Origin of the sequence: Pseudoxanthomonas japonensis (genome assembly GCF_043632995.1) — a bacterium.
Taxonomy (GTDB): domain Bacteria; phylum Pseudomonadota; class Gammaproteobacteria; order Xanthomonadales; family Xanthomonadaceae; genus Pseudoxanthomonas_A; species Pseudoxanthomonas_A japonensis.
The window spans coordinates 411,125-432,500 of record NZ_CP171632.1 but is presented as its reverse complement, the minus strand read 5'-3'; the positions used below and the strand labels follow the sequence as shown (position 1 = coordinate 432,500).

At 66.4% G+C, this 21,376-nt stretch carries 17 protein-coding genes, 2 tRNA genes and 2 rRNA genes (1 of these 21 only partly in view); 9 read left to right on the top strand and 12 right to left on the bottom strand.

What is annotated here, in order from left to right; all coding sequences use genetic code 11:
* The 5 genes from ACGHX3_RS01895 to tyrS all read right to left on the bottom strand — a co-directional run.
* Positions 1 to 1,460 (bottom strand): 23S ribosomal RNA (locus ACGHX3_RS01895) (it extends 1,419 nt beyond the left edge of the window).
* A gap of 255 nt (positions 1,461 to 1,715) precedes the next feature.
* Positions 1,716 to 1,792 (bottom strand) — tRNA-Ile (locus tag ACGHX3_RS01890).
* A 15-nt stretch (positions 1,793 to 1,807) separates the two neighbouring features.
* Positions 1,808 to 1,883: transfer RNA gene (locus ACGHX3_RS01885), tRNA-Ala, on the bottom strand.
* Between the two features lie 72 nt (positions 1,884 to 1,955).
* Positions 1,956 to 3,500, bottom strand: a 16S ribosomal RNA gene (locus ACGHX3_RS01880).
* The 16S and 23S rRNA genes sit together here with 2 tRNA genes alongside, the layout of an rRNA operon.
* Positions 3,501 to 3,944: 444 nt before the next feature.
* Positions 3,945 to 5,204, bottom strand: coding sequence for a tyrosine--tRNA ligase (gene tyrS, locus ACGHX3_RS01875; protein WP_394696199.1), 1,260 nt, complete (start codon positions 5,202 to 5,204; stop codon positions 3,945 to 3,947).
* A gap of 134 nt (positions 5,205 to 5,338) precedes the next feature.
* On the opposite strand from tyrS, the gene ACGHX3_RS01870 reads away from it, so the two are divergent.
* Positions 5,339 to 6,775 (top strand): peptidoglycan DD-metalloendopeptidase family protein, encoded by a 1,437-nt coding sequence (locus tag ACGHX3_RS01870; RefSeq protein ID WP_394696198.1) that lies wholly within the window; start codon positions 5,339 to 5,341, stop codon positions 6,773 to 6,775.
* A gap of 71 nt (positions 6,776 to 6,846) precedes the next feature.
* Positions 6,847 to 7,986 carry an anhydro-N-acetylmuramic acid kinase gene (locus ACGHX3_RS01865; RefSeq protein ID WP_394696197.1) on the top strand — a complete coding sequence of 380 codons (1,140 nt, stop codon included), beginning with the start codon at positions 6,847 to 6,849 and terminating at the stop codon, positions 7,984 to 7,986.
* On the opposite strand, the gene ACGHX3_RS01860 is transcribed toward ACGHX3_RS01865, so the two are convergent.
* From ACGHX3_RS01860 to ACGHX3_RS01850, 3 genes are read right to left on the bottom strand one after another with little or no spacing between them, the layout of a single operon-like run.
* On the bottom strand, positions 7,983 to 8,210 hold the full coding sequence (locus ACGHX3_RS01860; RefSeq protein ID WP_162337698.1) for a hypothetical protein: 228 nt from the start codon (positions 8,208 to 8,210) through the stop codon (positions 7,983 to 7,985). The two genes, ACGHX3_RS01865 and ACGHX3_RS01860, sit on opposite strands and share 4 nt — an antisense overlap.
* 46 nt (positions 8,211 to 8,256) lie before the next feature.
* On the bottom strand, positions 8,257 to 9,582 hold the full coding sequence (locus ACGHX3_RS01855; RefSeq protein ID WP_394696196.1) for an AmpG family muropeptide MFS transporter: 1,326 nt from the start codon (positions 9,580 to 9,582) through the stop codon (positions 8,257 to 8,259).
* Positions 9,582 to 10,352, bottom strand: a complete 771-nt coding sequence (locus ACGHX3_RS01850) for an exodeoxyribonuclease III (RefSeq protein ID WP_394696195.1) — start codon at positions 10,350 to 10,352, stop codon at positions 9,582 to 9,584. The genes ACGHX3_RS01855 and ACGHX3_RS01850 overlap by 1 nt, the downstream gene beginning before the upstream one ends.
* A 115-nt stretch (positions 10,353 to 10,467) precedes the next feature.
* Here ACGHX3_RS01850 and pyrE point away from each other — a divergent pair, with 115 nt between their 5' ends.
* Both pyrE and ACGHX3_RS01840 read left to right on the top strand, forming a co-directional pair.
* The gene (gene pyrE, locus ACGHX3_RS01845) at positions 10,468 to 11,139 is read left to right on the top strand and encodes an orotate phosphoribosyltransferase (RefSeq protein ID WP_394696194.1); all 672 of its coding nucleotides are present in this window, start codon (positions 10,468 to 10,470) and stop codon (positions 11,137 to 11,139) included.
* A gap of 18 nt (positions 11,140 to 11,157) precedes the next feature.
* Positions 11,158 to 11,874 (top strand): hypothetical protein, encoded by a 717-nt coding sequence (locus tag ACGHX3_RS01840; RefSeq protein ID WP_394696193.1) that lies wholly within the window; start codon positions 11,158 to 11,160, stop codon positions 11,872 to 11,874.
* 90 nt (positions 11,875 to 11,964) lie between these two features.
* On the opposite strand, the gene ACGHX3_RS01835 is transcribed toward ACGHX3_RS01840, so the two are convergent.
* The 3 genes from ACGHX3_RS01835 to coaBC are packed head-to-tail and all read right to left on the bottom strand — an operon-like array spanning position 11,965 to position 16,012.
* A complete protein-coding gene (locus ACGHX3_RS01835; protein WP_394696192.1) occupies positions 11,965 to 14,307 on the bottom strand; it encodes a phosphomannomutase/phosphoglucomutase in 2,343 nt (780 codons plus the stop codon).
* Between the two features lie 14 nt (positions 14,308 to 14,321).
* The gene (gene dut / locus ACGHX3_RS01830; protein ID WP_162337701.1) at positions 14,322 to 14,786 is read right to left on the bottom strand and encodes a dUTP diphosphatase; all 465 of its coding nucleotides are present in this window, start codon (positions 14,784 to 14,786) and stop codon (positions 14,322 to 14,324) included.
* On the bottom strand, positions 14,783 to 16,012 hold the full coding sequence (coaBC, locus tag ACGHX3_RS01825; protein WP_394696191.1) for a bifunctional phosphopantothenoylcysteine decarboxylase/phosphopantothenate--cysteine ligase CoaBC: 1,230 nt from the start codon (positions 16,010 to 16,012) through the stop codon (positions 14,783 to 14,785). Before coaBC ends, dut begins: the two co-directional genes overlap by 4 nt.
* A gap of 96 nt (positions 16,013 to 16,108) precedes the next feature.
* Here coaBC and radC point away from each other — a divergent pair, with 96 nt between their 5' ends.
* From radC to ACGHX3_RS01800, 5 genes are all read left to right on the top strand, one after another.
* Entirely contained in the window at positions 16,109 to 16,783 is a 675-nt protein-coding gene (gene radC, locus ACGHX3_RS01820) for a DNA repair protein RadC (RefSeq protein ID WP_162337703.1), read from the top strand.
* Between the two features lie 99 nt (positions 16,784 to 16,882).
* Positions 16,883 to 18,571, top strand: a complete 1,689-nt coding sequence (argS, locus tag ACGHX3_RS01815; protein WP_394696190.1) for an arginine--tRNA ligase — start codon at positions 16,883 to 16,885, stop codon at positions 18,569 to 18,571.
* 14 nt (positions 18,572 to 18,585) lie between these two features.
* On the top strand, positions 18,586 to 19,380 hold the full coding sequence (locus tag ACGHX3_RS01810; protein WP_394696189.1) for an SPOR domain-containing protein: 795 nt from the start codon (positions 18,586 to 18,588) through the stop codon (positions 19,378 to 19,380).
* Positions 19,377 to 19,799, top strand: a complete 423-nt coding sequence (locus tag ACGHX3_RS01805) for a hypothetical protein (protein WP_313928334.1) — start codon at positions 19,377 to 19,379, stop codon at positions 19,797 to 19,799. The genes ACGHX3_RS01810 and ACGHX3_RS01805 overlap by 4 nt, the downstream gene beginning before the upstream one ends.
* 34 nt (positions 19,800 to 19,833) lie before the next feature.
* On the top strand, positions 19,834 to 20,589 hold the full coding sequence (locus ACGHX3_RS01800) for an SDR family NAD(P)-dependent oxidoreductase (protein ID WP_394696188.1): 756 nt from the start codon (positions 19,834 to 19,836) through the stop codon (positions 20,587 to 20,589).
* A 7-nt stretch (positions 20,590 to 20,596) separates the two neighbouring features.
* On the opposite strand, the gene ACGHX3_RS01795 is transcribed toward ACGHX3_RS01800, so the two are convergent.
* Complete coding sequence (locus tag ACGHX3_RS01795; RefSeq protein ID WP_394696187.1) at positions 20,597 to 21,244, bottom strand: hypothetical protein; 648 nt, start codon at positions 21,242 to 21,244, stop codon at positions 20,597 to 20,599.
* Positions 21,245 to 21,376 lie beyond the last annotated feature (132 nt).

Genomic DNA, 21,376 nt, shown 5'->3' with positions numbered 1-21,376 from the left:
CCTACCGCCTTTCCCCGGGACAACCAACGCCCGGTACACCTAACCTTCTCCGTCCCTCCATCGCACTCACGCGAGGTGCAGGAATATTAACCTGCTTCCCATCGACTACGGCTTTCGCCCTCGCCTTAGGGACCGACTAACCCTGCGTCGATTAACGTTGCGCAAGGAAACCTTGGGCTTTCGGCGTGCGGGCTTTTCACCCGCATTATCGTTACTCATGTCAGCATTCGCACTTCCGATACCTCCAGCAGCCTTCTCAAGCCACCTTCGCAGGCTTACGGAACGCTCCTCTACCGCGCATAACAAAGTTATGCACCCCAAGCTTCGGTTTCGTGCTTAGCCCCGTTAAATCTTCCGCGCAGACCGACTCGACCAGTGAGCTATTACGCTTTCTTTAAAGGGTGGCTGCTTCTAAGCCAACCTCCTGGCTGTCTGTGCCTTTCCACATCGTTTTCCACTTAGCACGAAATTTGGGACCTTAGCTGTGGGTCTGGGTTGTTTCCCTTTTCACGACGGACGTTAGCACCCGCCGTGTGTCTCCCGTACATTCTGTCTTGGTATTCGGAGTTTGCCATGGTTTGCTAAGACGCGATGTCCCGCTAGCCATAACAGTGCTCTACCCCCAAGAAGATTCATACGAGGCGCTACCTAAATAGCTTTCGAGGAGAACCAGCTATCTCCGGGTTCGATTAGCTTTTCACTCCTAATCACACCTCATCCCCTACCTTTGCAACGGGAGTGGGTTCGGGCCTCCAGTACCTGTTACGGCACCTTCACCCTGGGCATGACTAGATCACCCGGTTTCGGGTCTACTGCCCGCGACTATGCGCCCTTATCAGACTCGGTTTCCCTTCGCCTCCCCTATACGGTTAAGCTTGCCACGAACAGTAAGTCGCTGACCCATTATACAAAAGGTACGCAGTCACCCTTGCGGGCTCCTACTGCTTGTACGCACACGGTTTCAGGATCTATTTCACTCCCCTCTCCGGGGTTCTTTTCGCCTTTCCCTCACGGTACTGGTTCACTATCGGTCGGTCAGGAGTATTTAGCCTTGGAGGATGGTCCCCCCATGTTCAGACAGGGTTTCTCGTGCCCCGCCTTACTCGTCTTCACTGAAAAGGTCTTTTCGAATACCGGGCTGTCACCGTCTATGGCCAGTCTTTCCAGACTGTTCTTCTAAAACCAATCCAGCTTAAGGGCTGGTCCCCGTTCGCTCGTCACTACTCAGGGAATCTCGGTTGATTTCTTTTCCTCCGGTTACTTAGATATTTCAGTTCACCGGGTTTGCTTCCAGCAGCTATGTATTCACTGCAGGATACTGCCGAAGCAGTGGGTTTCCCCATTCGGACATTGCGGGATCAATGCTTGTTGCCAGCTCCCCCGCACTTTTCGCAGGCTGCCACGTCCTTCATCGCCTCTGACCGCCAAGGCATCCACCGTGTGCGCTTATTCGCTTGACCATATAACCCCAAGTCGCCTCGGAGTTACATGCCGTGTTGATGGGGTACAAAGCCACCAACGCGAACATACGACTCAATTTATTAGGGACTCGAAGTCCCCGCCTTAGCCTCAACGACACGTCTAGATGAAAATCTAAAACGCTCGCTACGTCACAAGTTGTTAAAGAACACGAAGCCGGCTTCAGCGCCGATCCGTTTCAAAATAATCTTTTAGTGTGCGATTGCAGGTTTCAGAAGTAATAGCCAGCCTGGTTTTGGTGGGTCTGGGAGGACTCGAACCACCGACCTCACCCTTATCAGGGGTGCGCTCTAACCACCTGAGCTACAGACCCAAAAGTCGTTCTCAGTGGTGGAGCCTGTCGGGATCGAACCGACGACCCCCTGCTTGCAAAGCAGGTGCTCTCCCAGCTGAGCTAAGGCCCCGTTGTACGGGCTTACTCTGAAAAATGCAGGTGTCTTGTGTGGGCGCCTGACAAGAAGCGCTTGTCATGCTCAAAAGGAGGTGATCCAGCCGCACCTTCCGATACGGCTACCTTGTTACGACTTCACCCCAGTCATCGGCCACACCGTGGCAAGCGCCCTCCCGAAGGTTAAGCTACCTGCTTCTGGTGCAACAAACTCCCATGGTGTGACGGGCGGTGTGTACAAGGCCCGGGAACGTATTCACCGCAGCAATGCTGATCTGCGATTACTAGCGATTCCGACTTCATGGAGTCGAGTTGCAGACTCCAATCCGGACTGAGATAGGGTTTCTGGGATTGGCTCACCCTCGCGGGTTTGCAGCCCTCTGTCCCTACCATTGTAGTACGTGTGTAGCCCTGGTCGTAAGGGCCATGATGACTTGACGTCATCCCCACCTTCCTCCGGTTTGTCACCGGCGGTCTCCTTAGAGTTCCCACCATTACGTGCTGGCAACTAAGGACAAGGGTTGCGCTCGTTGCGGGACTTAACCCAACATCTCACGACACGAGCTGACGACAGCCATGCAGCACCTGTCTCACGGTTCCCGAAGGCACCAATCCATCTCTGGAAAGTTCCGTGGATGTCAAGACCAGGTAAGGTTCTTCGCGTTGCATCGAATTAAACCACATACTCCACCGCTTGTGCGGGCCCCCGTCAATTCCTTTGAGTTTCAGTCTTGCGACCGTACTCCCCAGGCGGCGAACTTAACGCGTTAGCTTCGATACTGGGTGCCAAGTTGCACCCAACATCCAGTTCGCATCGTTTAGGGCGTGGACTACCAGGGTATCTAATCCTGTTTGCTCCCCACGCTTTCGTGCCTCAGTGTCAGTGTTGGCCCAGGATGCCGCCTTCGCCACGGATGTTCCTTCTGATCTCTACGCATTTCACTGCTACACCAGAAATTCCGCATCCCTCTACCACACTCTAGTGATCCAGTATCCACTGCAATTCCCAGGTTGAGCCCAGGGCTTTCACAGCAGACTTAAACCACCACCTACGCACGCTTTACGCCCAGTAATTCCGAGTAACGCTTGCACCCTTCGTATTACCGCGGCTGCTGGCACGAAGTTAGCCGGTGCTTATTCTTTGGGTACCGTCATCCCCACCGGTTATTAACCGACAGGATTTCTTTCCCAACAAAAGGGCTTTACAACCCGAAGGCCTTCTTCACCCACGCGGTATGGCTGGATCAGGCTTGCGCCCATTGTCCAATATTCCCCACTGCTGCCTCCCGTAGGAGTCTGGACCGTGTCTCAGTTCCAGTGTGGCTGATCATCCTCTCAGACCAGCTACCGATCGTCGCCTTGGTGGGCCATTACCCCGCCAACTAGCTAATCGGACATCGGCTCATCTAATCGCGTGAGGCCTTGCGGTCCCCCACTTTCACCCGTAGGTCGTATGCGGTATTAGCGTAAGTTTCCCTACGTTATCCCCCACGAAAAGGTAGATTCCGATGTGTTCCTCACCCGTCCGCCACTCGCCACCCAGAGAGCAAGCTCTCCTGTGCTGCCGTTCGACTTGCATGTGTTAGGCCTACCGCCAGCGTTCACTCTGAGCCAGGATCAAACTCTTCACTTAAAACTACTTAGCCCGAAGGCCAATGCTTTGAATGCAGATCGTCTGATCACAAGCTTTACGTATCGCTTGCATTTCTACAATTGACAAGATGCTCATGAATCGAACGTCTGCAAGATGGACAGCTAGTCCTTCCTGCAGGCGCCCACACAAGTCACCTGCGCACACTGTCAAAGAGCCTCGAAGTCGGCCTCAGCGCCTTCCTTCGTAACCGCAGCGTTTCCGCCGTGGTGAGCCGCCTATTATGGCGTACTTTTTCGTTTCGTCAACACCTTTTTTCGAAGTTGTTGGCGATTCGTTTCCCTTTCTCTTGGCGCCCTGCCGGTCCGGCAAGGCCCCGTGCGTCGGGGGAGGGAAAGTATGGCTGGTTCCATGCCCTTTGTGAAGGGGTGCGGGCGAAAATTTTCACGCCCCGTCCACCACCCTTCCGGCAACGCCGCGCTGCGGTCAGTTCGTCACAAGGCGGACGCGCGCGAAGTTGCGCTTGCCTACCTGCAGGACCCCCTCGAAACCCGCGGTCAGCTGCAGAGTCGGATCTTCGACCACCTCGCCTTCGAGCCTGACCGCGCGCTCCTTGAGCTTGCGATTGGCTTCGGAATTGCTCGGCGTGATGCCCGCAGCCGTGAGCAAGGCGGCGATGCGGATGCCTTCGGCGGGCACCACGACATCCTTCATCTCCAGCAGCGAGGTGTCGCCCTGGCCGGTGACGACGGCGTGCCAGCCTGCGATGGCCTTTTCGGCATCGCCCGCATCATGGAAACGGGTCGCCAGCTCACGCGCCAGACGCAGCTTCACGTCGCGCGGGTTCAGCCCACCACCGGCCACGGAGGCCTTCAGCGCGGCCGCTTCCGCCACGCCGATCTCGAAGCTCAACAGTTCGATCCAGCGCCACATCAGGTCGTCGCCGATCTTCATGGTCTTGGTGACGATATCGATGGCAGGCTCGCTGACCCCGATGTAGTTGCCCAGCGACTTGGACATCTTGTTGACGCCGTCCAGGCCCTCGAGCAGCGGCATGGTCAGCACGATCTGCGGCGCCTGGCCGTGGTGCTCCTGCAGGCCGCGACCCATCAGCAGGTTGAACTTCTGGTCGGTGCCACCCAGCTCGACGTCCGCCTGCAGCGCCACGGAGTCGTAGCCCTGCACCAGCGGATACAGGAACTCGTGGATGGCGATGGACTGCTGGGCGGCGTAGCGCTTGGCGAAATCGTCGCGCTCCAGCATGCGGGCGACGGTGTGCTGACCGGCCAGGCGGATCATGTCGGCCGCTCCCATCTTGCCGAACCACTCGGAATTGAAGCGGACCTCGGTCTTCCCCCGGTCCAGCACCTTGAACACCTGGTCCTCGTAGGTGCGCGCATTGGCCAGCACGTCTTCGCGGGTCAGCGGCTTGCGGGTGGCGTTCTTGCCGGAGGGGTCGCCGATCATTCCGGTGAAGTCGCCGATCAGGAAGATCACCTGGTGGCCGAGCTCCTGGAACTGCCGCATCTTGTTCAACAGCACCGTATGGCCCAGATGGAGGTCGGGCGCAGTGGGGTCGAATCCCGCCTTCACGCGCAGGGGGCGACCCAGCTTCAGCCGGGCCTCCAGGTCTTCGGGCTTGAGGATTTCGTCGGCGCCACGGCCGATCAGGGCAAGAGCTTCTGCGGAGGACACGGGATAGCGGTTCCAGTAGGGGCGGCCACGTGAAGGCCAAGTCAGTGACATGAAGTTACCGTTAAAAGAAAGTAAATAGTGATACCAATCAAAAAAGCTATTTGACTCAATGGTTTGACGCGAAGTCTTCGCGTGTCTATGGTACGCCGATTGGGGCTTTGCCTTGGCCCCGGGATGCAACCTTGATGCAAACTCATGGGGGCGGCAACGGCCGCAAGCAACAGTTCCGGGAACGCCTTGGGGTGCTTCGCGATACCGCGGTGAAGCGGCATCTGCCGCAAGGGCGCTGGACACGCCGCCACTGGATCCACGCCAGCTTGTTCACCACCATCGGCGTGCTGATGGCGACCATCGTGCCGGGCTTTTCCAGCGCGATCCAGGCACCGGTCTCCGAACCCCGCAACACCCTGCTGCTCGACCTGCCCGAACTGTCGGCGGCACGCCAGGCCGGCATCGCGGGCGACAGCTGGCAGGTGGTGCGGGTGAAGCCGGGCCAGACCATGGGCGCGATCTTCGAGGAACTGGGCATCCCCGCCGCCACCCTGCACCGCATCCTGGACAACGCCGATGCCAAGAAGGCGCTTACGCGCCTGAAGCCCGGCACCGAGATCGCCTTCGACCTGCCGGTCACCGGCGGCCTGCGCACCCTGCGCTACGACCGCGACCCGAGCCACCGCGTCGAACTGACGGTGGGCGAGGACAAGGTCACCGAGCGCGTCATCGCGCGCGAGACCACTACCCGCACCGTCGTGCTCAGCGGCAAGGTGGGGCGCTCGCTGAACCGGTCGGCCCGCAAGGCCGGCCTGACGTCCGCCAACATCAACTCGATGACGGACGAGATCTTCAAGTACGACATCGACTTCAACTCCGACTTGGGGCCGGAAGATCGCTTCAGCGTGGTGGTCGAACAGACCTGGCGCGAGGGCGAGCTGATCAGCACCGGCCCGGTGCAGGCCGCCACGTTCACCGTCGACGGCAAGCTGCATTCGGGCTTCCGCTTCACCCGTCCGGGCGGCAAGCCGGAGTACTTCACCGCCGCCGGCCGGCCGCTGAAGAAGAACTTCATCCGCATGCCGATCGCCTATGCGCGCATGAGCTCGAAGTTCGGTGCGCGTCGCCATCCGGTGCTGGGCACGATGCGCATGCACAAGGGCGTGGACTACGCCGCGTCGACCGGCACGCCGATCATGGCCGCCGGCGACGGCCGCGTGCAGTTCGCCGGCTGGCAGGGCGGCTACGGCCGCACGGTGATCCTCGATCACGGCCGCGGCCACACCACGCTATACGCGCACATGTCGCGCATGGGCAACATCAAGCAGGGCCAGCGCGTCGCCCAGGGCACGGTGATCGGCTACGTCGGCACCACCGGCCTGTCGACCGGTCCGCACCTGCATTACGAATTCCGCATCAACGGCGTGCACCGCAACCCACTGTCGGTGACGATGCCGCCGCCAGAGCCGCTGGCCGGCGCGCAACTCGCGGCGTACCGCACCTACACGGCCAACGCGCTGGCGCGCATCCGCACGGTGGAAGACATCATCTACGCCGACGTCGGCCCGGCCGACGACGGCAAGAAGCCGGCCACCGTGGCTGCCGCGAAGCCGGCAGCACGCAAGGGCTGATCGTTCCTCATGGCGGGATGCCTGAAAAGGCGGGACACTGTCCCGCCTTTTTCTTTGCCCGACGGTTTCGCATGACCCACGCCACCGACGCCCTCGCTTCCGAGCTCTACCTGGGCCTGATGTCCGGCACCAGCGCCGACGGCATCGATGCCGCGCTGGTGCGGTTCGAAGGCGAGGGCCGCACGCTGCGTTGCGAACTGCTGCACGGCCGCACGTTCGGCTGGGACGCGGCGCTGCGTGCGCAGCTGGTGGCGCTGGGCCAGGGCGCGGACATGGTGTCGCTGGATGCGCTGGGCATGCTGGACGGACGCATCGCGCTCGCCTTCGCCGAAGCAGCGCTGTCGCTGCTGCAGGAGGCTGGCGTGCCGCGCGGCCGCGTGCGCGCGATCGGTTCGCACGGGCAGACGATCCGCCACCGTCCGCACGCGGAGCCGCCCTTCACCTGGCAGCTCGGCGACGGCAACGTCATCGCCGAGCGTTGCGGCATCGCCACCGTCGCCGACTTCCGCCGCCGCGACGTGGCCGCGGGTGGCCAGGGCGCGCCGCTGATGCCCGCCTTCCATGCCGCCGTGCTCGGCTCCGCGCAGGAAGACCGCGCGGCGCTCAACCTGGGTGGCATCGCCAATTTCACCCTGCTGCCGATGGCCGGTGACGTCCGCGGCTTCGATACGGGTCCGGCGAACGCGTTGATGGACGCCTGGTGCGAACGCCACACCGGCCGCGCCTACGACGCCGGTGGCGCTTTCGCCGCCAGCGGGCAGGTCAACGCGACGCTGCTGGCCCGCCTGCTGGCCGATCCGTGGTTCGCGCTGCCGCCGCCGAAGAGCACCGGGCGCGAACATTTTCACCTGGACTGGCTGCAGGCACGCATGGACGACGCGACCAGCGCGCCCGCCGATGTGCAGGCGACGCTGCTGGAGCTCACCGCACGCACCGTGGCGGACGCCCTGCAGATGACGCAGCCGGACACGCGCCGCGTGCTGGTCTGCGGCGGCGGCGTGCGCAATCACGTGCTGATGGCGCGCCTGGCCGCGTACCTGCCGCAGGCCGTCGTGGAATCGACGGCCTCGCACGGCCTGGACCCGGACTATGTGGAGGCGATGGGCTTCGCGTGGCTGGCCCGCGAAACGCTCGCGGGTCGTCCCGGCAACCTGCCCGCCGTCACCGGCGCGACCGGGCGGCGCGTGCTGGGCACGGTGTATCCGGCCTAGAACCCTTTGCCGGGGGGAACATCTTTCAGCGCGCTGATCGCCTCGGCGAGCGCGTTGACCTCGCGGTCGTCGAAGCCGCCGCGCACTTCCGACTCGCAGACGAACAGCCCCTGCTCCAGCAGGTTGAAGATGGTGTCGTGGATCGGCCAGCCGCGTGCATGCGAGACGCGCCGGATGCGCTCGGCGAGGATGGGATCCACGTCCTTCAGCACGATGTCGGTCATTCCGCCTTCCCCCGCCAGCCCCTGCCGGAAACTGTAGCGCAGCCGGTCAAGCCTGCGTATCCGGCACGTCGACGCCGGTCGCCGCCTCGTGCCCCCCGCCGAAGCGGATGCGCGGCGCCAGCCAGAAGAACAGCACGACCGCAGGCACCGCCACCAGCGCGGTGATCCAGAAATACACGCCGTAGCCGGTCTGTTCGACGATACCGCCGGAGACTGCGCTGAGCAGCTTGCCCGGCAGCATCACCAGCGACGAGAACAGGGCGTACTGCGTCGCGGTGAAACGCTGGTTGACCAGCGCCGACAGGAACGCAACCAGCGTGGTCCCCTGGAAACCCTGCGCCAGGTTCTCGCCGGAGATCACCAGCGTCAGCTTCCAGATATCGCCATCCGCGCCGATCAGCCAGACGTACAACAGGTTGCTGACCGCACCCAGCACGATGCCCGCCAGCAGCGGCCACTTCACACCCCAGCGCGCGATCGCGATGCCGGCCAGGAACACACCGCCCAGGCCCACCCAGATGCCGTAGAACTTGGTGACCGTCGCGATCTCGGTCTTGCTGAAGCCCTGGCCGAGGTAGAACGGAGCCATGATGCCGCCGCCCAGCGACTGGTCGGAGATCTTCGCCAGCAGGATGAACGCCAGCAGCGCCAGCGCCAGCGCCGCGCCGAAGCGACGGAAGAAGTCGAGGAACGGCTCCACGACACCCTCCTGCAGACCCTGCGCCCACGTCGTCATGCGCACGCGCACCACGTCGGGTTCGGACGCGATCAGGACCGCGACGACCGGGATCAGCATGAAGACCGCCATGGCGACATACACCTGCGGCCACGGCACATGGTCGGCCAGTACCAGCGCCAGCATGCCGGTGATGATCAGCGCGATGCGGTAGCCCAGCGAGTAGGTGGCCAGCAGCGCGCCCTGGGATTCCTGCGGCGCGATCTCGATGCGGTAGGCGTCCACCGCGATGTCCAGCGTGGCGCCGGCAAAGGCCGTCAGCAGCGTGACCCAGATGAAGGGCGCCAGCTTGCCGGGCGTCAGGTGCGCCATCAGCAGCAGGCCGACGATGACGACCGCGAGCGCCAGCAGCAGCCAGCCGCGGCGTTGCCCCAGCCGCCCCAGCAGCGGCAGGCGCCAGCGATCCACCAGCGGCGCCCACAGGAACTTCAGCGTGTAGGTCAGGCCGGCGCTGGCGATCAGGGTGATGTTCTTCAGCTCCAGCCCGTTCTCGGTCAGCCAGTACGCCAGCGTGCCGGCCACCAGCAGGAACGGCATGCCCGAGGCGAAGCCGAAGAAGAACATCGTCCACGCCGACGGCTGCGCGAACGCGCGCCAGACCGAGGGCTTGGCCGGGCGATCGGCGGCCGTCGTCATCAGGTGTAGTCCACGATGAAGGGCGCATGGTCGGAGAAACGCTGCTCTCGGTAGATCGAGCACGCCTTCAGGCGGTCTCGCAGCGACGGCGTGACGAACTGGTAGTCGATCCGCCACCCCACATTGTTGGCGCGCGCCGCGCCGCGGTTGCTCCACCAGGTGTAGTCCTGGCCTTCCGGATGCAGCGCGCGGTAGGCGTCGACCCAGCCGCCGTCGTCCACGCACATGCCGTTCAACCAGTCGCGTTCGGGTGGCAGGCAGCCGGAGTTCTTCTGGTTGCTCGTCCAGTTCCTGATGTCCAAGCGGCTGCGCACGATGTTCCAGTCCCCGCACAACACGTAATGACGGCCACTGCGACGCCATTCGTCCAGCACCGGCGCCAGCCAGTCCATCACCTTGAACTTGAAGCCCTGGCGCTCGTCGCCCGACGAGCCCGACGGGATATAGAACGACACCACGCTCAGGTCGCCGAAGCGCGCTTCGATATAGCGGCCTTCCTCGTCGAAGTCGGGCCAGCCCAGTGCGGTGCGGACCTCGTCCGGTTCCCGCTTCGCGTAGATCGCCACGCCGCTGTAGCCCTTCTTGGTGCTGGCGTCGCGGAACCAGGCCTTGTAACCCGCCGGCAGGAATTCCGGGCCGGCGAGCTGGTGCTCATGGGCCTTGGTCTCCTGCACGCACAGGACATCGGCGTTCTGTGCGGTGAACCAGTCGAAGAAGCCCTTGGTGGCGGCCGAGCGCAGGCCGTTGGCGTTGAAGCTGATGATGCGCATGTGCACGTCGTTCGTCGGAAACCGGGCAAGCGTACCCGAACCGGCGTATCCGTCGCGCGGCCTCGGCCGGCGCGGGGTTATCCTGTCGCCTCACCTGTTCAGCCCCGTCCTGCCGATGACCGATCACCGCGCCCGCTTCCTCCAGCTCGCCCTGCACGCCCAGGCCCTGCGCTTCGGCCAGTTCACGCTGAAGTCGGGGCGGCAGAGCCCGTACTTCTTCAATGCGGGACGCTTCGACAGCGGCTCGCTGCTGGCCGGACTGGCGACGTGCTACGCCGATGCCGTCGAGGAGGCAGGCCTGTCGTTCGACCTGCTGTTCGGTCCGGCCTACAAGGGCATTCCGTTGGCGACCGCGGTGGCCTGCGAGTTCGCGCGCCGCGGACGCGACCTGCCGGTGGCATTCAATCGCAAGGAAGCCAAGGACCACGGCGAAGGCGGCCTGCTGATCGGTTCGCCGCTGGAAGACCGCCGCGTGCTGATCGTCGACGACGTGATCACGGCGGGCACCGCGATCCGCGAGGCGCTGGGCCTGATCCGCGCCGGCGGCGGCACGCCGGCCGGGATCGTGGTGGCGCTTGATCGCCAAGAAGTGCTGGGCGAACCGGGCACCGACGGCGCGCGCCGTTCGGCCGCGCAATCGGTGGCGGACGAGACCGGCGTTCCTGTCGTCGCCGTGGCCAACCTGCACGACCTGCTTGCATTTGCCGGCGAAAGCGCCGACCTTGTCCGTCATCGCGACGACCTGCTGGCCTACCGGGCCCGCTACGGCAGCGCGACCCAGGACTGACTGCAGTTGGGGACTGCCATGACCGTCCGTACCTCCACTTTCTACCTGCTGGCCGCCGTGCTCGTGGCTGCACCCCTGGTGCACGCCCAGGGCAAGAAGGGCGCGCCGCCGGCCAACAAGAAACTCTTCTGCTGGGAAGAGAAGGGCCAGCGCGTCTGCAGCGACGCGCTGCCGGCCGATGCCGTGAACGTGGCGCGCGAAGAGATCAGCGCCGCCAGCGGCCTGCGCACCGGCGGCGTGGACCGCGCCATGACGGACGAGGAGCGGGCACAGGCCGCCATCGAGGCGCAGCAGCAGCTGATCGATGCCGCGGCGGCCGACATGCGTCGCCGGACCGATGCCGCCATGCTGCTGTCGTACCGCAACGAGGACGAGCTGCGGCGGGTGTTCAGCGAGCGCACCGCCATCGTGGACAACAACGTCCGGACCGCCCGCTACAACGCCATCAGCCTGCGCGACGGCCTGATCAGCCTGCTGCAGACCGCCGGCGACCGCGAACTGGCCGGCCAGCCCGTGCAGAAGGAAATGGCGGCCTCCATCCACCAGCGCCACGCCGAACTGGTCCGTACGCGCCGCCTGCAGCAGAGTTTCGAGAAGCAGCGCGCCGACCTGGATACCGAGATCGCCGGCATCCTGGAGCGCTTCCGCGCCATGAAGGGCATCACGCCGGAGCAGGCCGAGGACGCCGCCCTGAAATCCGCGGCACCGGAAGCGTCCACGCCGGTCCGCAGATAAGGCCCCGCGGCACGCGCCAGGCGCCGCCCTGGAAACGACAACGCCGGGCAATGCCCGGCGTTGTCATGAAGGCGTACCGCGTTCCGGCACTCAGAACGTCATCTTCAACTCCGGCGCCAGCGCCTGCAGGCGCGTGCGGAACTCGGTCTTGATGCGTTCGAGCGCGGCGGTGTTGTCGGCCTCGAAGCGCAACACCAGGATCGGCGTCGTGTTCGAAGCACGCACCAGGCCCCAGCCGTCGTCCCAGTCCGCGCGCAGGCCATCGATGGTGGACAGGCGCGCACCTTCGAACTCGGCACCGTCCACGAACCGCTCGACGATGGCGTGCGGCGTACCGTCCACCACGTCGACCTTGATCTCCGGCGTGGACACGCCATCGGGAAGCTCGGCCAGCACCTCGGACGGCGTCTCCGAGCGGTTGGCCAGGATCTCCAGCAGGCGCGCCGCGGAGTACAGGCCATCATCGAACCCGTACCAGCGCTCCTGGAAGAAGAAGTGGCCGCTCATCTCGCCGGCCAGCTCCGCGCCGCTCTCGCGCATCTTGGCCTTGATCAGCGAATGGCCGGTCTTCCACATCATCGGCGTGCCGCCATGCCGCAGCACCCAGCCCTGCAGCTTTCCGGTGCACTTCACGTCGTAGATGATCAGCGCGCCGGGATTGCGTTCCAGCACGTCGGCGGCGAACAGCATCAGCAGGCGGTCCGGGAAGATCACCGCGCCTTCCTTCGTCACCACACCGAGACGGTCGCCATCGCCGTCGAAGGCCAGGCCGATGTCGGCGTCGAAGCGCTTCACCGTCTGGATCAGGTCTTCCAGGTTGTGCGGCTCGCTTGGGTCCGGATGGTGGTTCGGGAACGTGCCATCGACCTCGCAGTACAGCGGGATCACGTCGGCGCCGATGGCCTCGAGCAGCTGCGGCGCGATGTCGCCCGCCACACCGTTGCCGGCATCCACCACGATCTTCAACGGACGCTCCAGCTGCACGTCGTCGGCGATGCGCTGGATGTAGTCGGCGGCGATGTCGCGCTGCTGCAGGTCGCCCGGCACACCCGCCACGTACAGGCGGTTGTCGCGGATGCGTTCGTACAGGTCGGTGATGGCGTCGCCCGACAGCGTCTGCCCGCCGACCACGATCTTGAAGCCGTTGTAGTCCGGCGGATTGTGGCTGCCGGTGACCGCCACGCAGCTGCCCGCGCGCAGGTGGTAGGCGCCGAAGTAGGCCACCGGCGTCGGCGCCAGGCCGATGTCGATGACGTTGCGGCCGGCCTTGCGCAGGCCGTCGATCAGTCCGCCGGCCAGGTCCGGGCCGGACAGGCGGCCATCGCGACCCACCACGATGTCGGTCAGGTCCTCGTCGCGCATCACCGAGCCGATGGCCAGGCCGATCAGTTCGGCGACTTCGACGCTCAGCGACGTTCCGACGATGCCGCGGATGTCGTAGGCGCGGAAGATGCCGGGATCCACCTCGACCGTCTTGCCGTCGGCTTGCCGGTAGGCATCGTCGCCGCCTTCTTCGGAAGCCGCGACGGCTCGCCCCGCGGACGCGGGTGGCGGGTCGCGCAGCAGCGCTTCGCCCAGCGTGGGCTCGTCCGTGTCATGCATGTCAGTTCCTTTCTTTCCAATGTTCCCCAGGCGCAGGCCGCCACGCGCGACGAGCACGGCGGCGATGGCCAGGCCCGCCAGCAGGGCCGCCACCACCAGTGCCGGGATCGCGCCCAGGCCCAGCGGACCGGACTCGCTGTCGGGGGCCGCCGTCGCCACGCGCAGGCCGGTCTTGCCGACCGCATGCGCCATGCGCTCGGCCCCGTCCGCCAGCCGGCTGTTGCCCCGCTGCGCGATCGAGTAACCGCCCTGGCGCAACGCCAGGTAGCCATCGGCCGGCATGGCCACGCGCTCGAACCCGTCGGTCAGTCGCGCCAGCGGCAGCCGCACGTACACCACCCCCTGCGGCACCGCCGCCGCCAGGCCGAACGAGGTCTGCTTGCCATCCTTCACCACACGCGTCGCCACGGCGTCGCCCTGCATGCCGGCTTCCAGCAGGGCCAGCTTGCTGTAACCGAAGGTCGCCGCATCGTCATAGGCCGGCATCAACGCACCGTCGAGAATCTCGACCTGCTCGGCTCCACTCCAACCGTCCCGGATCGCCGCGGCGGCGGCGGCGGTGTCGTTCGCGGCCAGGGCGGCCTTCACTGGCGCCGAGGCCAGCCGTTGTTCCAGTTGCTTGACCTGCGCCGCATGACTGGCCAGCACGGCCTCGACCGCCTGGTCGCGCGCGCGTTCGGTGTCTTCCAGCAGGCCGGCGTCGCGCCACTGGCGGATACCGCTCCACGCCATCAGCGCTGCCAGCAAGGCGAGCAGCACCGCCAGCTTCGGCAGTGCGCTGCGCAGGTCGCCCACCGGCATGCGCGCGCGGGTTCCGTTCGTCGTGTCCATCGTCTTGTCCCCTGTCATCGCACGCCGGTGTGGCCGAAACCACCCGTCCCCCGTGCGCTGTCGGCGAAAGTATCCACCACCTGCAGGCTCACGCGCACGACGGGCAGCACCATCACCTGGGCGATTCGGTCGCCCGGCTGGATGGTGAAGGCCTCGTGGCCGCGGTTCCACACGCTGATCAGCAGCGGCCCCTGGTAGTCGGCATCGATCAGCCCGGTACCGTTGCCCAGCACGATGCCGTGGCGATGGCCCAGCCCGGAACGCGGCAGCACCACCGCGCAGAGCTGCGGGTCGCCCAGGTGCAGCGCGATGCCGCTGGGTACCAGCGCCGCGTCGCCGGGCTCGAGCACGAGCGGCGCTTCCAGCGCCGCGCGCAGGTCCATGCCGGCACTGGCTTCGGTGGCGTAGGCCGGCAGCGGCCATTCATCGCCGAAGCGGGGGTCCAGCAGCTTCACTTCCACCGCGCGCGCTACGCTCATGCGTCCAGTCGCTCCACGATCAGGTCGATCAGTTCATCGGCAAGCTGTGTCTTGGGTGCGGACGCGAAGTTGCGCTCGCCGTCCTTCCAGTAGGCGGTCATGGCGTTGCTGTCGCTTTCGAAGCCGCCGTCGGCGATGCCGACCCGATTGGCCACGATCATGTCCAGCCGCTTGGCGTCCAGCTTCTTGCGCGCGTACTCGGCCACATTGTTGGTCTCGGCGGCGAAACCGACCACCAGCTTGAGCGCCTGCGTCTGCGCGGCGACCTCGGCCAGGATGTCGGGCGTGCGCACCAGGTCCAGCGCCAGCGATTCGCTGGACTTCTTGATCTTGTTGGCGGCCGGTTCGCGCGGCGTGTAGTCCGCCACGGCGGCGGCGCCGATGTAGATATCGGCCGGCAGCGCGGCGAACACGGCCTCGTGCATCTGCGCCGCCGAGCGCACGTCCACCCGGGTCACGCCCGCCGGCGTCGCCAGATGGACGGGGCCGGCCACCAGCTTCACGGCTGCGCCGCGCCGCGCCGCACTGGCGGCGACGGCGAAGCCCATTTTCCCGCTGCTGCGGTTGCCGAGGTAGCGGACCGGATCCAGATCTTCATACGTGGGGCCGGCGCTGACCACGACGTTCAACCCGGCGAGATCCTGCGGCCCCTGCGGCACGGCCGTGGCCTGCCCCGCCAGCGCCGCGACGATCTCGTCGGGCTCGGCCAGACGTCCGGGGCCGGACTCGCCCTCGGCGAGCGGACCGTCGTTCGGGCCGACCACGTGCACGTCACGGCCGCGCAGCGTGGCCAGGTTGGCCTGCGTGGCCGGGTGCTGCCACATGCGGTGATTCATGGCCGGTGCGATCGTGAGCGGCGCGGTGGTCGCCAGGCACAGCGTGGTCACCAGGTCATCGGCCAGTCCGTGCGCCAGCCGTGCCATCAGGTCCGCGGTCGCCGGCGCAACGATCACCCGGTCCGCCCAGCGTGCCAGTTCGATATGGCCCATCGCCTGCTCCGCAGCGCTGTCCCACAACGTGGTGCGGGTGGGGTGGCCGGACAGGGCCTGGAAGCTGAGCGGGGTCACGAACTGCTGGGCGCCCGCGGTCATCGCGACCTGCACCTCCGCGCCCGCGTCGCGCAGCCGGCGCACCAGTTCCAATGCCTTGTACGCAGCGATGCCGCCGCCCACGCACAGCAGCAGGCGTTGCCCCGCCAGACCCTGCGACTTGTCCGATCCGCTCACGTCGGCCCATTCCTACGTCGATACCGGCGATTAGCTTACCCGAACGCCCCGCGAGGCCCGATGCACGCGCGGGCGATCCAGGCCGACGATGGGGCCATGCATATCCGCGACTGGCCCCTGGACGAACGCCCCCGCGAGAAGCTGCTGGCCCGGGGGCCCGGCAGCCTCAGCGACGCCGAACTGCTCGCCATCTTCCTCGGCTCCGGCCTGCGCGGGCGGGACGCCGTCGCCACGGCCCGGGACCTGCTGAGCCGGCATGGCCCGCTGCGCTCGCTGCTGGAACGCCCGCCGGCCGAACTCACCGACCTGCCGGGCCTGGGTCCCGCGCGCGCCTGTGCGCTGGCCGCGGCCCTGGAGCTGGGGACCCGCATGCTGCACGCCTCACTGGCGCGTGGCGACGCCATCGGCGACCCGGAGGCCGCCGGCCGCTACTTCACCCAGCGCCTGCGCGGTCGTCCCCACGAAGTCTTCGCCGCCCTGTTCCTCGACACCCGCCATCGCGTGCTGGCGTTCGAGGAACTGTTCCAGGGCTCGGTGGACAGCGCGGAAGTGCATCCCCGCGAAGTGGCGCGGCGCGCGCTGGCCCTGAACGCCACGGCGCTGATCGTGGGCCACAACCACCCGTCCGGATGTCCGGAACCGTCGGCCGCCGACCGGGCCGTGACCCAGCGGCTGAAGCAGGCGCTGGCGCTGGTGGACGTGCGCCTGCTCGACCATTTCGTCATCGGCGACGGGCCGGCGCAATCGATGGCCGCGCGCGGCTGGGTCTGAGCGCCAGGCCTGGAACGTGTCTCGCTGAACCGCACCGATCCCACGCGGGGACCGGGAAAACCTAGAATAGGCGGCTCCCACGCAACACGACGGACCTCCGTGAAAGCTTCCCTCCGCGCCTTGATCGCCCAGGGCATCGACGCCCTGCGCTCCGCCGGCACCCTGCCGGCCGACGTCGCCACGCCGGATTTCGTGGTCGAGCGACCCAAGACGCGCGAACACGGCGACTTCGCCACCAATGCCGCCATGCAGCTGGCCAAGGCCGCACGCACCAATCCGCGCGCGATCGCGACGGCGCTGGTCGCCGCCCTGCCCGCCAGCGACGACGTGGCCAAGGTCGAGATCGCCGGCCCCGGCTTCATCAACTTCCACCTGAGCCCAGGCGCCTACCAGCGCGAAGTCGCCGCGGCGCTGGCGCAGGGCGACGCATACGGCCGCAACGGCAGCGGCCAGGGCCGTACCGTCGGCGTCGAATACGTGTCGGCCAACCCGACCGGTCCGCTGCACGTCGGCCATGGTCGCGCCGGCGCCATCGGCGATTGCATCGCCCGCGTGCTGGCCGCCAACGGCTGGGACGCCAAGCGCGAGTTCTACTACAACGACGCCGGCGTGCAGATCGACAACCTGGCCAAGTCCACCCAGGCGCGCGCGCTCGGCAAGGTGCCGGACGGCGAAGGCTGGCCGGAAGACGGCTACCGCGGCGACTACATCGCCGACGTGGCCCAGGCCTATCTCAACGGCGACTCGGTCGAGGTCGAGGGCCACGTGGTCACCGGGGAAAAGGATCCCCAGGACCTCGACGCCATCCGCCGCTTCGCCGTGGCCTACCTGCGCCGCGAGCAGAACCTGGACCTGGCCGCGTTCGGCGTGTCGTTCGACCGCTACTTCCTGGAGAGCTCGCTCTACGCCGACCAGAAGGTCGAGGAGACCGTGCGCAAGCTGGTCGCCTCCGGCCACACCTACGAGGAAGGCGGCGCGCTGTGGCTGAAGTCCACCGACTTCGGCGACGACAAGGACCGCGTGATGCGCAAGTCCGACGGCACGTACACCTACTTCGTACCGGACGTGGCCTATCACCTCAGCAAGTGGCAACGCGGCTACGAACGCGCCATCACCGAACTGGGCGCCGACCACCATGGCTCGCTGGCGCGCGTGAAGGCCGGCCTGCAGGCGCTGGGCGAAGGCATTCCGCCGGGCTATCCGGAGTACGTGCTGCACCAGATGGTTACCGTGATGCGTGGCGGCGAGGAAGTGAAGCTCTCCAAGCGCGCCGGCAGCTACTTCACGCTGCGCGACCTGATCGAGGAAACCAGCGCCGACGCGACGCGCTGGTTCCTGATCGCGCGCAAGCCGGATTCGCAGCTGACGTTCGACATCGACCTGGCCCGCCAGCAGAGCAACGACAACCCGGTGTTCTACGTGCAGTACGCGCATGCCCGCGTGTGCAGCCTGCTGCGCCAGGCCGGTGAGAAGGGCTACGCCTACGACCAGGCCAACGGCCTCACGAACCTGGCAAAACTCGACGACGACACCTCGCTGCAGCTGATGGTGGAACTGTCGCGCTACCCGGAAGTGGTGGAAGCCGCCGGCGAATCGCTGGAGCCGCATCTGGTGGCGCAATACCTGCGCGAGTTGGCCTATGCTTTCCACACGTGGTACGCCGGCACGCCGGTGCTGATCGACGATGCCGCCGCACGCGATGCGCGACTGGCGCTGGCGCTGGCGGTCCGCCAGGCGCTGGCGAATGGACTGGACCTGTTGGGCGTCAGCGCGCCCGAGAAGATGTGAGCGGAGAGCAGTAGATGGCAGCAAGGCGCGGCAAGAACCAGGCCACCCGCAATTCCGGCCATGCCACCCCGCCCTGGGTGTGGCTGATCCTCGGCCTGCTGATCGGGCTGGCGGTGTATTTCATCGTGCCCGGCCTGGGCAAGAAGGACGGCGACGGCTTCTTCCGCCCGCAGCCGAACCCCGACGCCCAGCCTGCGCCGATCGACAGCGCCGACGTCGATGCCGTGGTACCCGACGCGCCAGCCGATGCGCCGGCTGCCGCAACGACCGATGCCGCCACGCCGAAGGAAACGCAGTACGACTTCTATACGCTGCTGCCCGGCAAGGAAGTGCAGATGTCGGATGCGGAGCTCGCCGCCAGCGCCCGCGAGGAGGATGCCCGCAAGGCCCGCGCTGCGCTGAGCGGCCAGTCACCGATCGCGGCTGCGCCAACGGCGACCACGCCGACGGCGACCGACGCCACCCAACCCTCGCCCATCGATGAAACCCCCGCGCCGCGCGCACAGGAAACACCGCGTGCCGCGGAGGCGTCCCCCGCGCCCAGGCCCGCCACCACCGTGGCCAGCGCCGACACCGGCGCGCGCTACATCCTGCAGGCTGGCGCGTTCGGCGCGTCCGGCGATGCCGAAGCCACCAAGGCCAAGATCGCCATGCTCGGCCTCAGCGCGCGCGTGGAATCGGCGCAGATCAACGGCAAGACCGTGTACCGCGTCCGCATGGGGCCCTACGGCACCGCCAGCGAACTGGCCGAAGCGAAGCAGAAGCTCGCCAGCGGCGGTCTGCCTGCGATGGCGGTCAAGGCGCAGTGAGCCCCGCGCGACCGCCCTGGCAGCGCCTGGTGATGGCGACGGCCGCGGCGATGGTGTCGCTGCTCGTCGCATCATGGCTGGTCGGGCGCATCCTGCCTGCAGCCTGGCAGGACGTGGTGCAGACCCGCTGGGGATTCCTGACGCCGGTCAGCTACGTCGTGACGGCCCTCTGCATGGGCCTGGGCGGCGCACTGGCCGGCCATCGCTTCCTGATCGTCGCCGTCGGCCTGACGCTGGCCGTGTGGATCGCGACGCTGTCGGTACTCGCCGGCATCGCCGGCTCGGCCTCGGACATCGCCTACCCGCTCGATTACCTGCTGCGCACGAATGCGCTCAGCGCCACGCTCTCGGTGGTGGCCGCCGCACTCGGCACCTGGCTCGGCGCGCTCTGGTACGCGCGCCGCGCCGCGCGGCGCTGACCGCACTCCGTTGTCTTTCCCCCAAGGAACTCCCATGACCCGCACCGCCCTCATCACCGGCGCCACCTCCGGCTTCGGCGCCGCCGCCGTCCGTCGTTTCGCGTCCGCCGGCTGGCGCGTGATCGCGACCGGGCGCCGCGCCGAGCGGCTGCAGGCGCTGGTGGACGAGATCGGTGCCGACACGGTGCACGCGGCTGCGTTCGACATCCGCGACGAGGCGGCGATGGACGCCGCGCTCGCAGCACTGCCGGGAGGCTTCCGCGACATCGACCTGCTGGTGAACAACGCCGGCCTCGCGCAGGGCACGCTGCCCGCGCAGCACGCGCTGCTGTCGGACTGGCGCACGATGATCGAGACCAACGTCACCGCGCTGGTCGTGCTGACGCACCGCCTGCTGCCGCAACTGGTCGAGCGGAAGGGCGCGATCATCAACATCAGTTCGGTCGCCGGCGTGTATCCGTACCCCGGCGGCAACGCCTATGGCGGCAGCAAGGCCTTCGTCAGCCAGTTCTCGCTCGGCCTGCGCAGCGACCTGCACGGCACCGGCGTGCGCGTGACGACGATCGAGCCCGGCATGGCGGAAACCGAATTCACCCTGGTGCGGACGCACGGCGACCAGGCCGCGTCCGACAAGCTCTACACCGGCGCGAACCCGATGACCGCCGAGGATATCGCCGAGTCGATCTTCTACGTCGCCACCCTGCCGCCGCACCTCAACATCAACCGGCTGGAGATCATGCCGGTGACGCAGTCGTTTGCGGGGTTCCAGGTCGCGCGCGACGCGACCTGACGCTGCCCTACTTGCAGGGCAGCAGCTTCGCCGCCAACCGGCCACCCCGGGTCAGCGCGGTCTTCACCGTCGTGTCGCCCGCCTTGATCTCGACGTCCTTGATCATCTCGTCGCTGCGCGCCACAGTGTAGTCCTGACGCTGGTAGTGGTTCACCGCGCCGTATCCCGTGTTGCTGGTGCCCGCATAGACATCGCGCGACATCGCCTGGTTGAACTCGAACTGCATGAACAGGTAGTAGCGCCCCGGCCGCATGTCCTGGAACCGGAAATTGCCCTTCTCGTCGGTTTCCGTCTCGACCCGCGTGGCGTACGCATCGTCCGACATCGTGGCTACGCGGTTCCGCTGATCCTTCTTGCGGAGCCTGACCCACTCCTCGAAATACGGCGTCGCCGGGAACAGCATCACCTGTCGGTTGTCCGCCAGGTAGAAACGACCATCGTGGTAGGAGCACGCGACGCCCGTGATGGTGGCGCTGCCCTTGTCCAGCGCCGCGACGGCCTGCGCCTTGTCGAAGGCGACCTGCGGCTGCACGTGCTCCACCTGTGGCCGCGTATCCACCTTGGGAGACGTCCTGAGCTGGGCCGAGGCGGGCCACGCCACCATCGAGAAAGCCACGACACTCCACCACGACACGCGCCTGATCGTTCTGCTCATCCCTGACTCCCTGGTTGCTTCATGCATGTAGTCGCGCACCGCCATTCCGCAGGCGATGTCGCTCGCTATCTGTTTACCATCGGCGCCGACGCCATGACAAGCCGGCGGAGGCTGCAGCCAACGCCGTCAAGG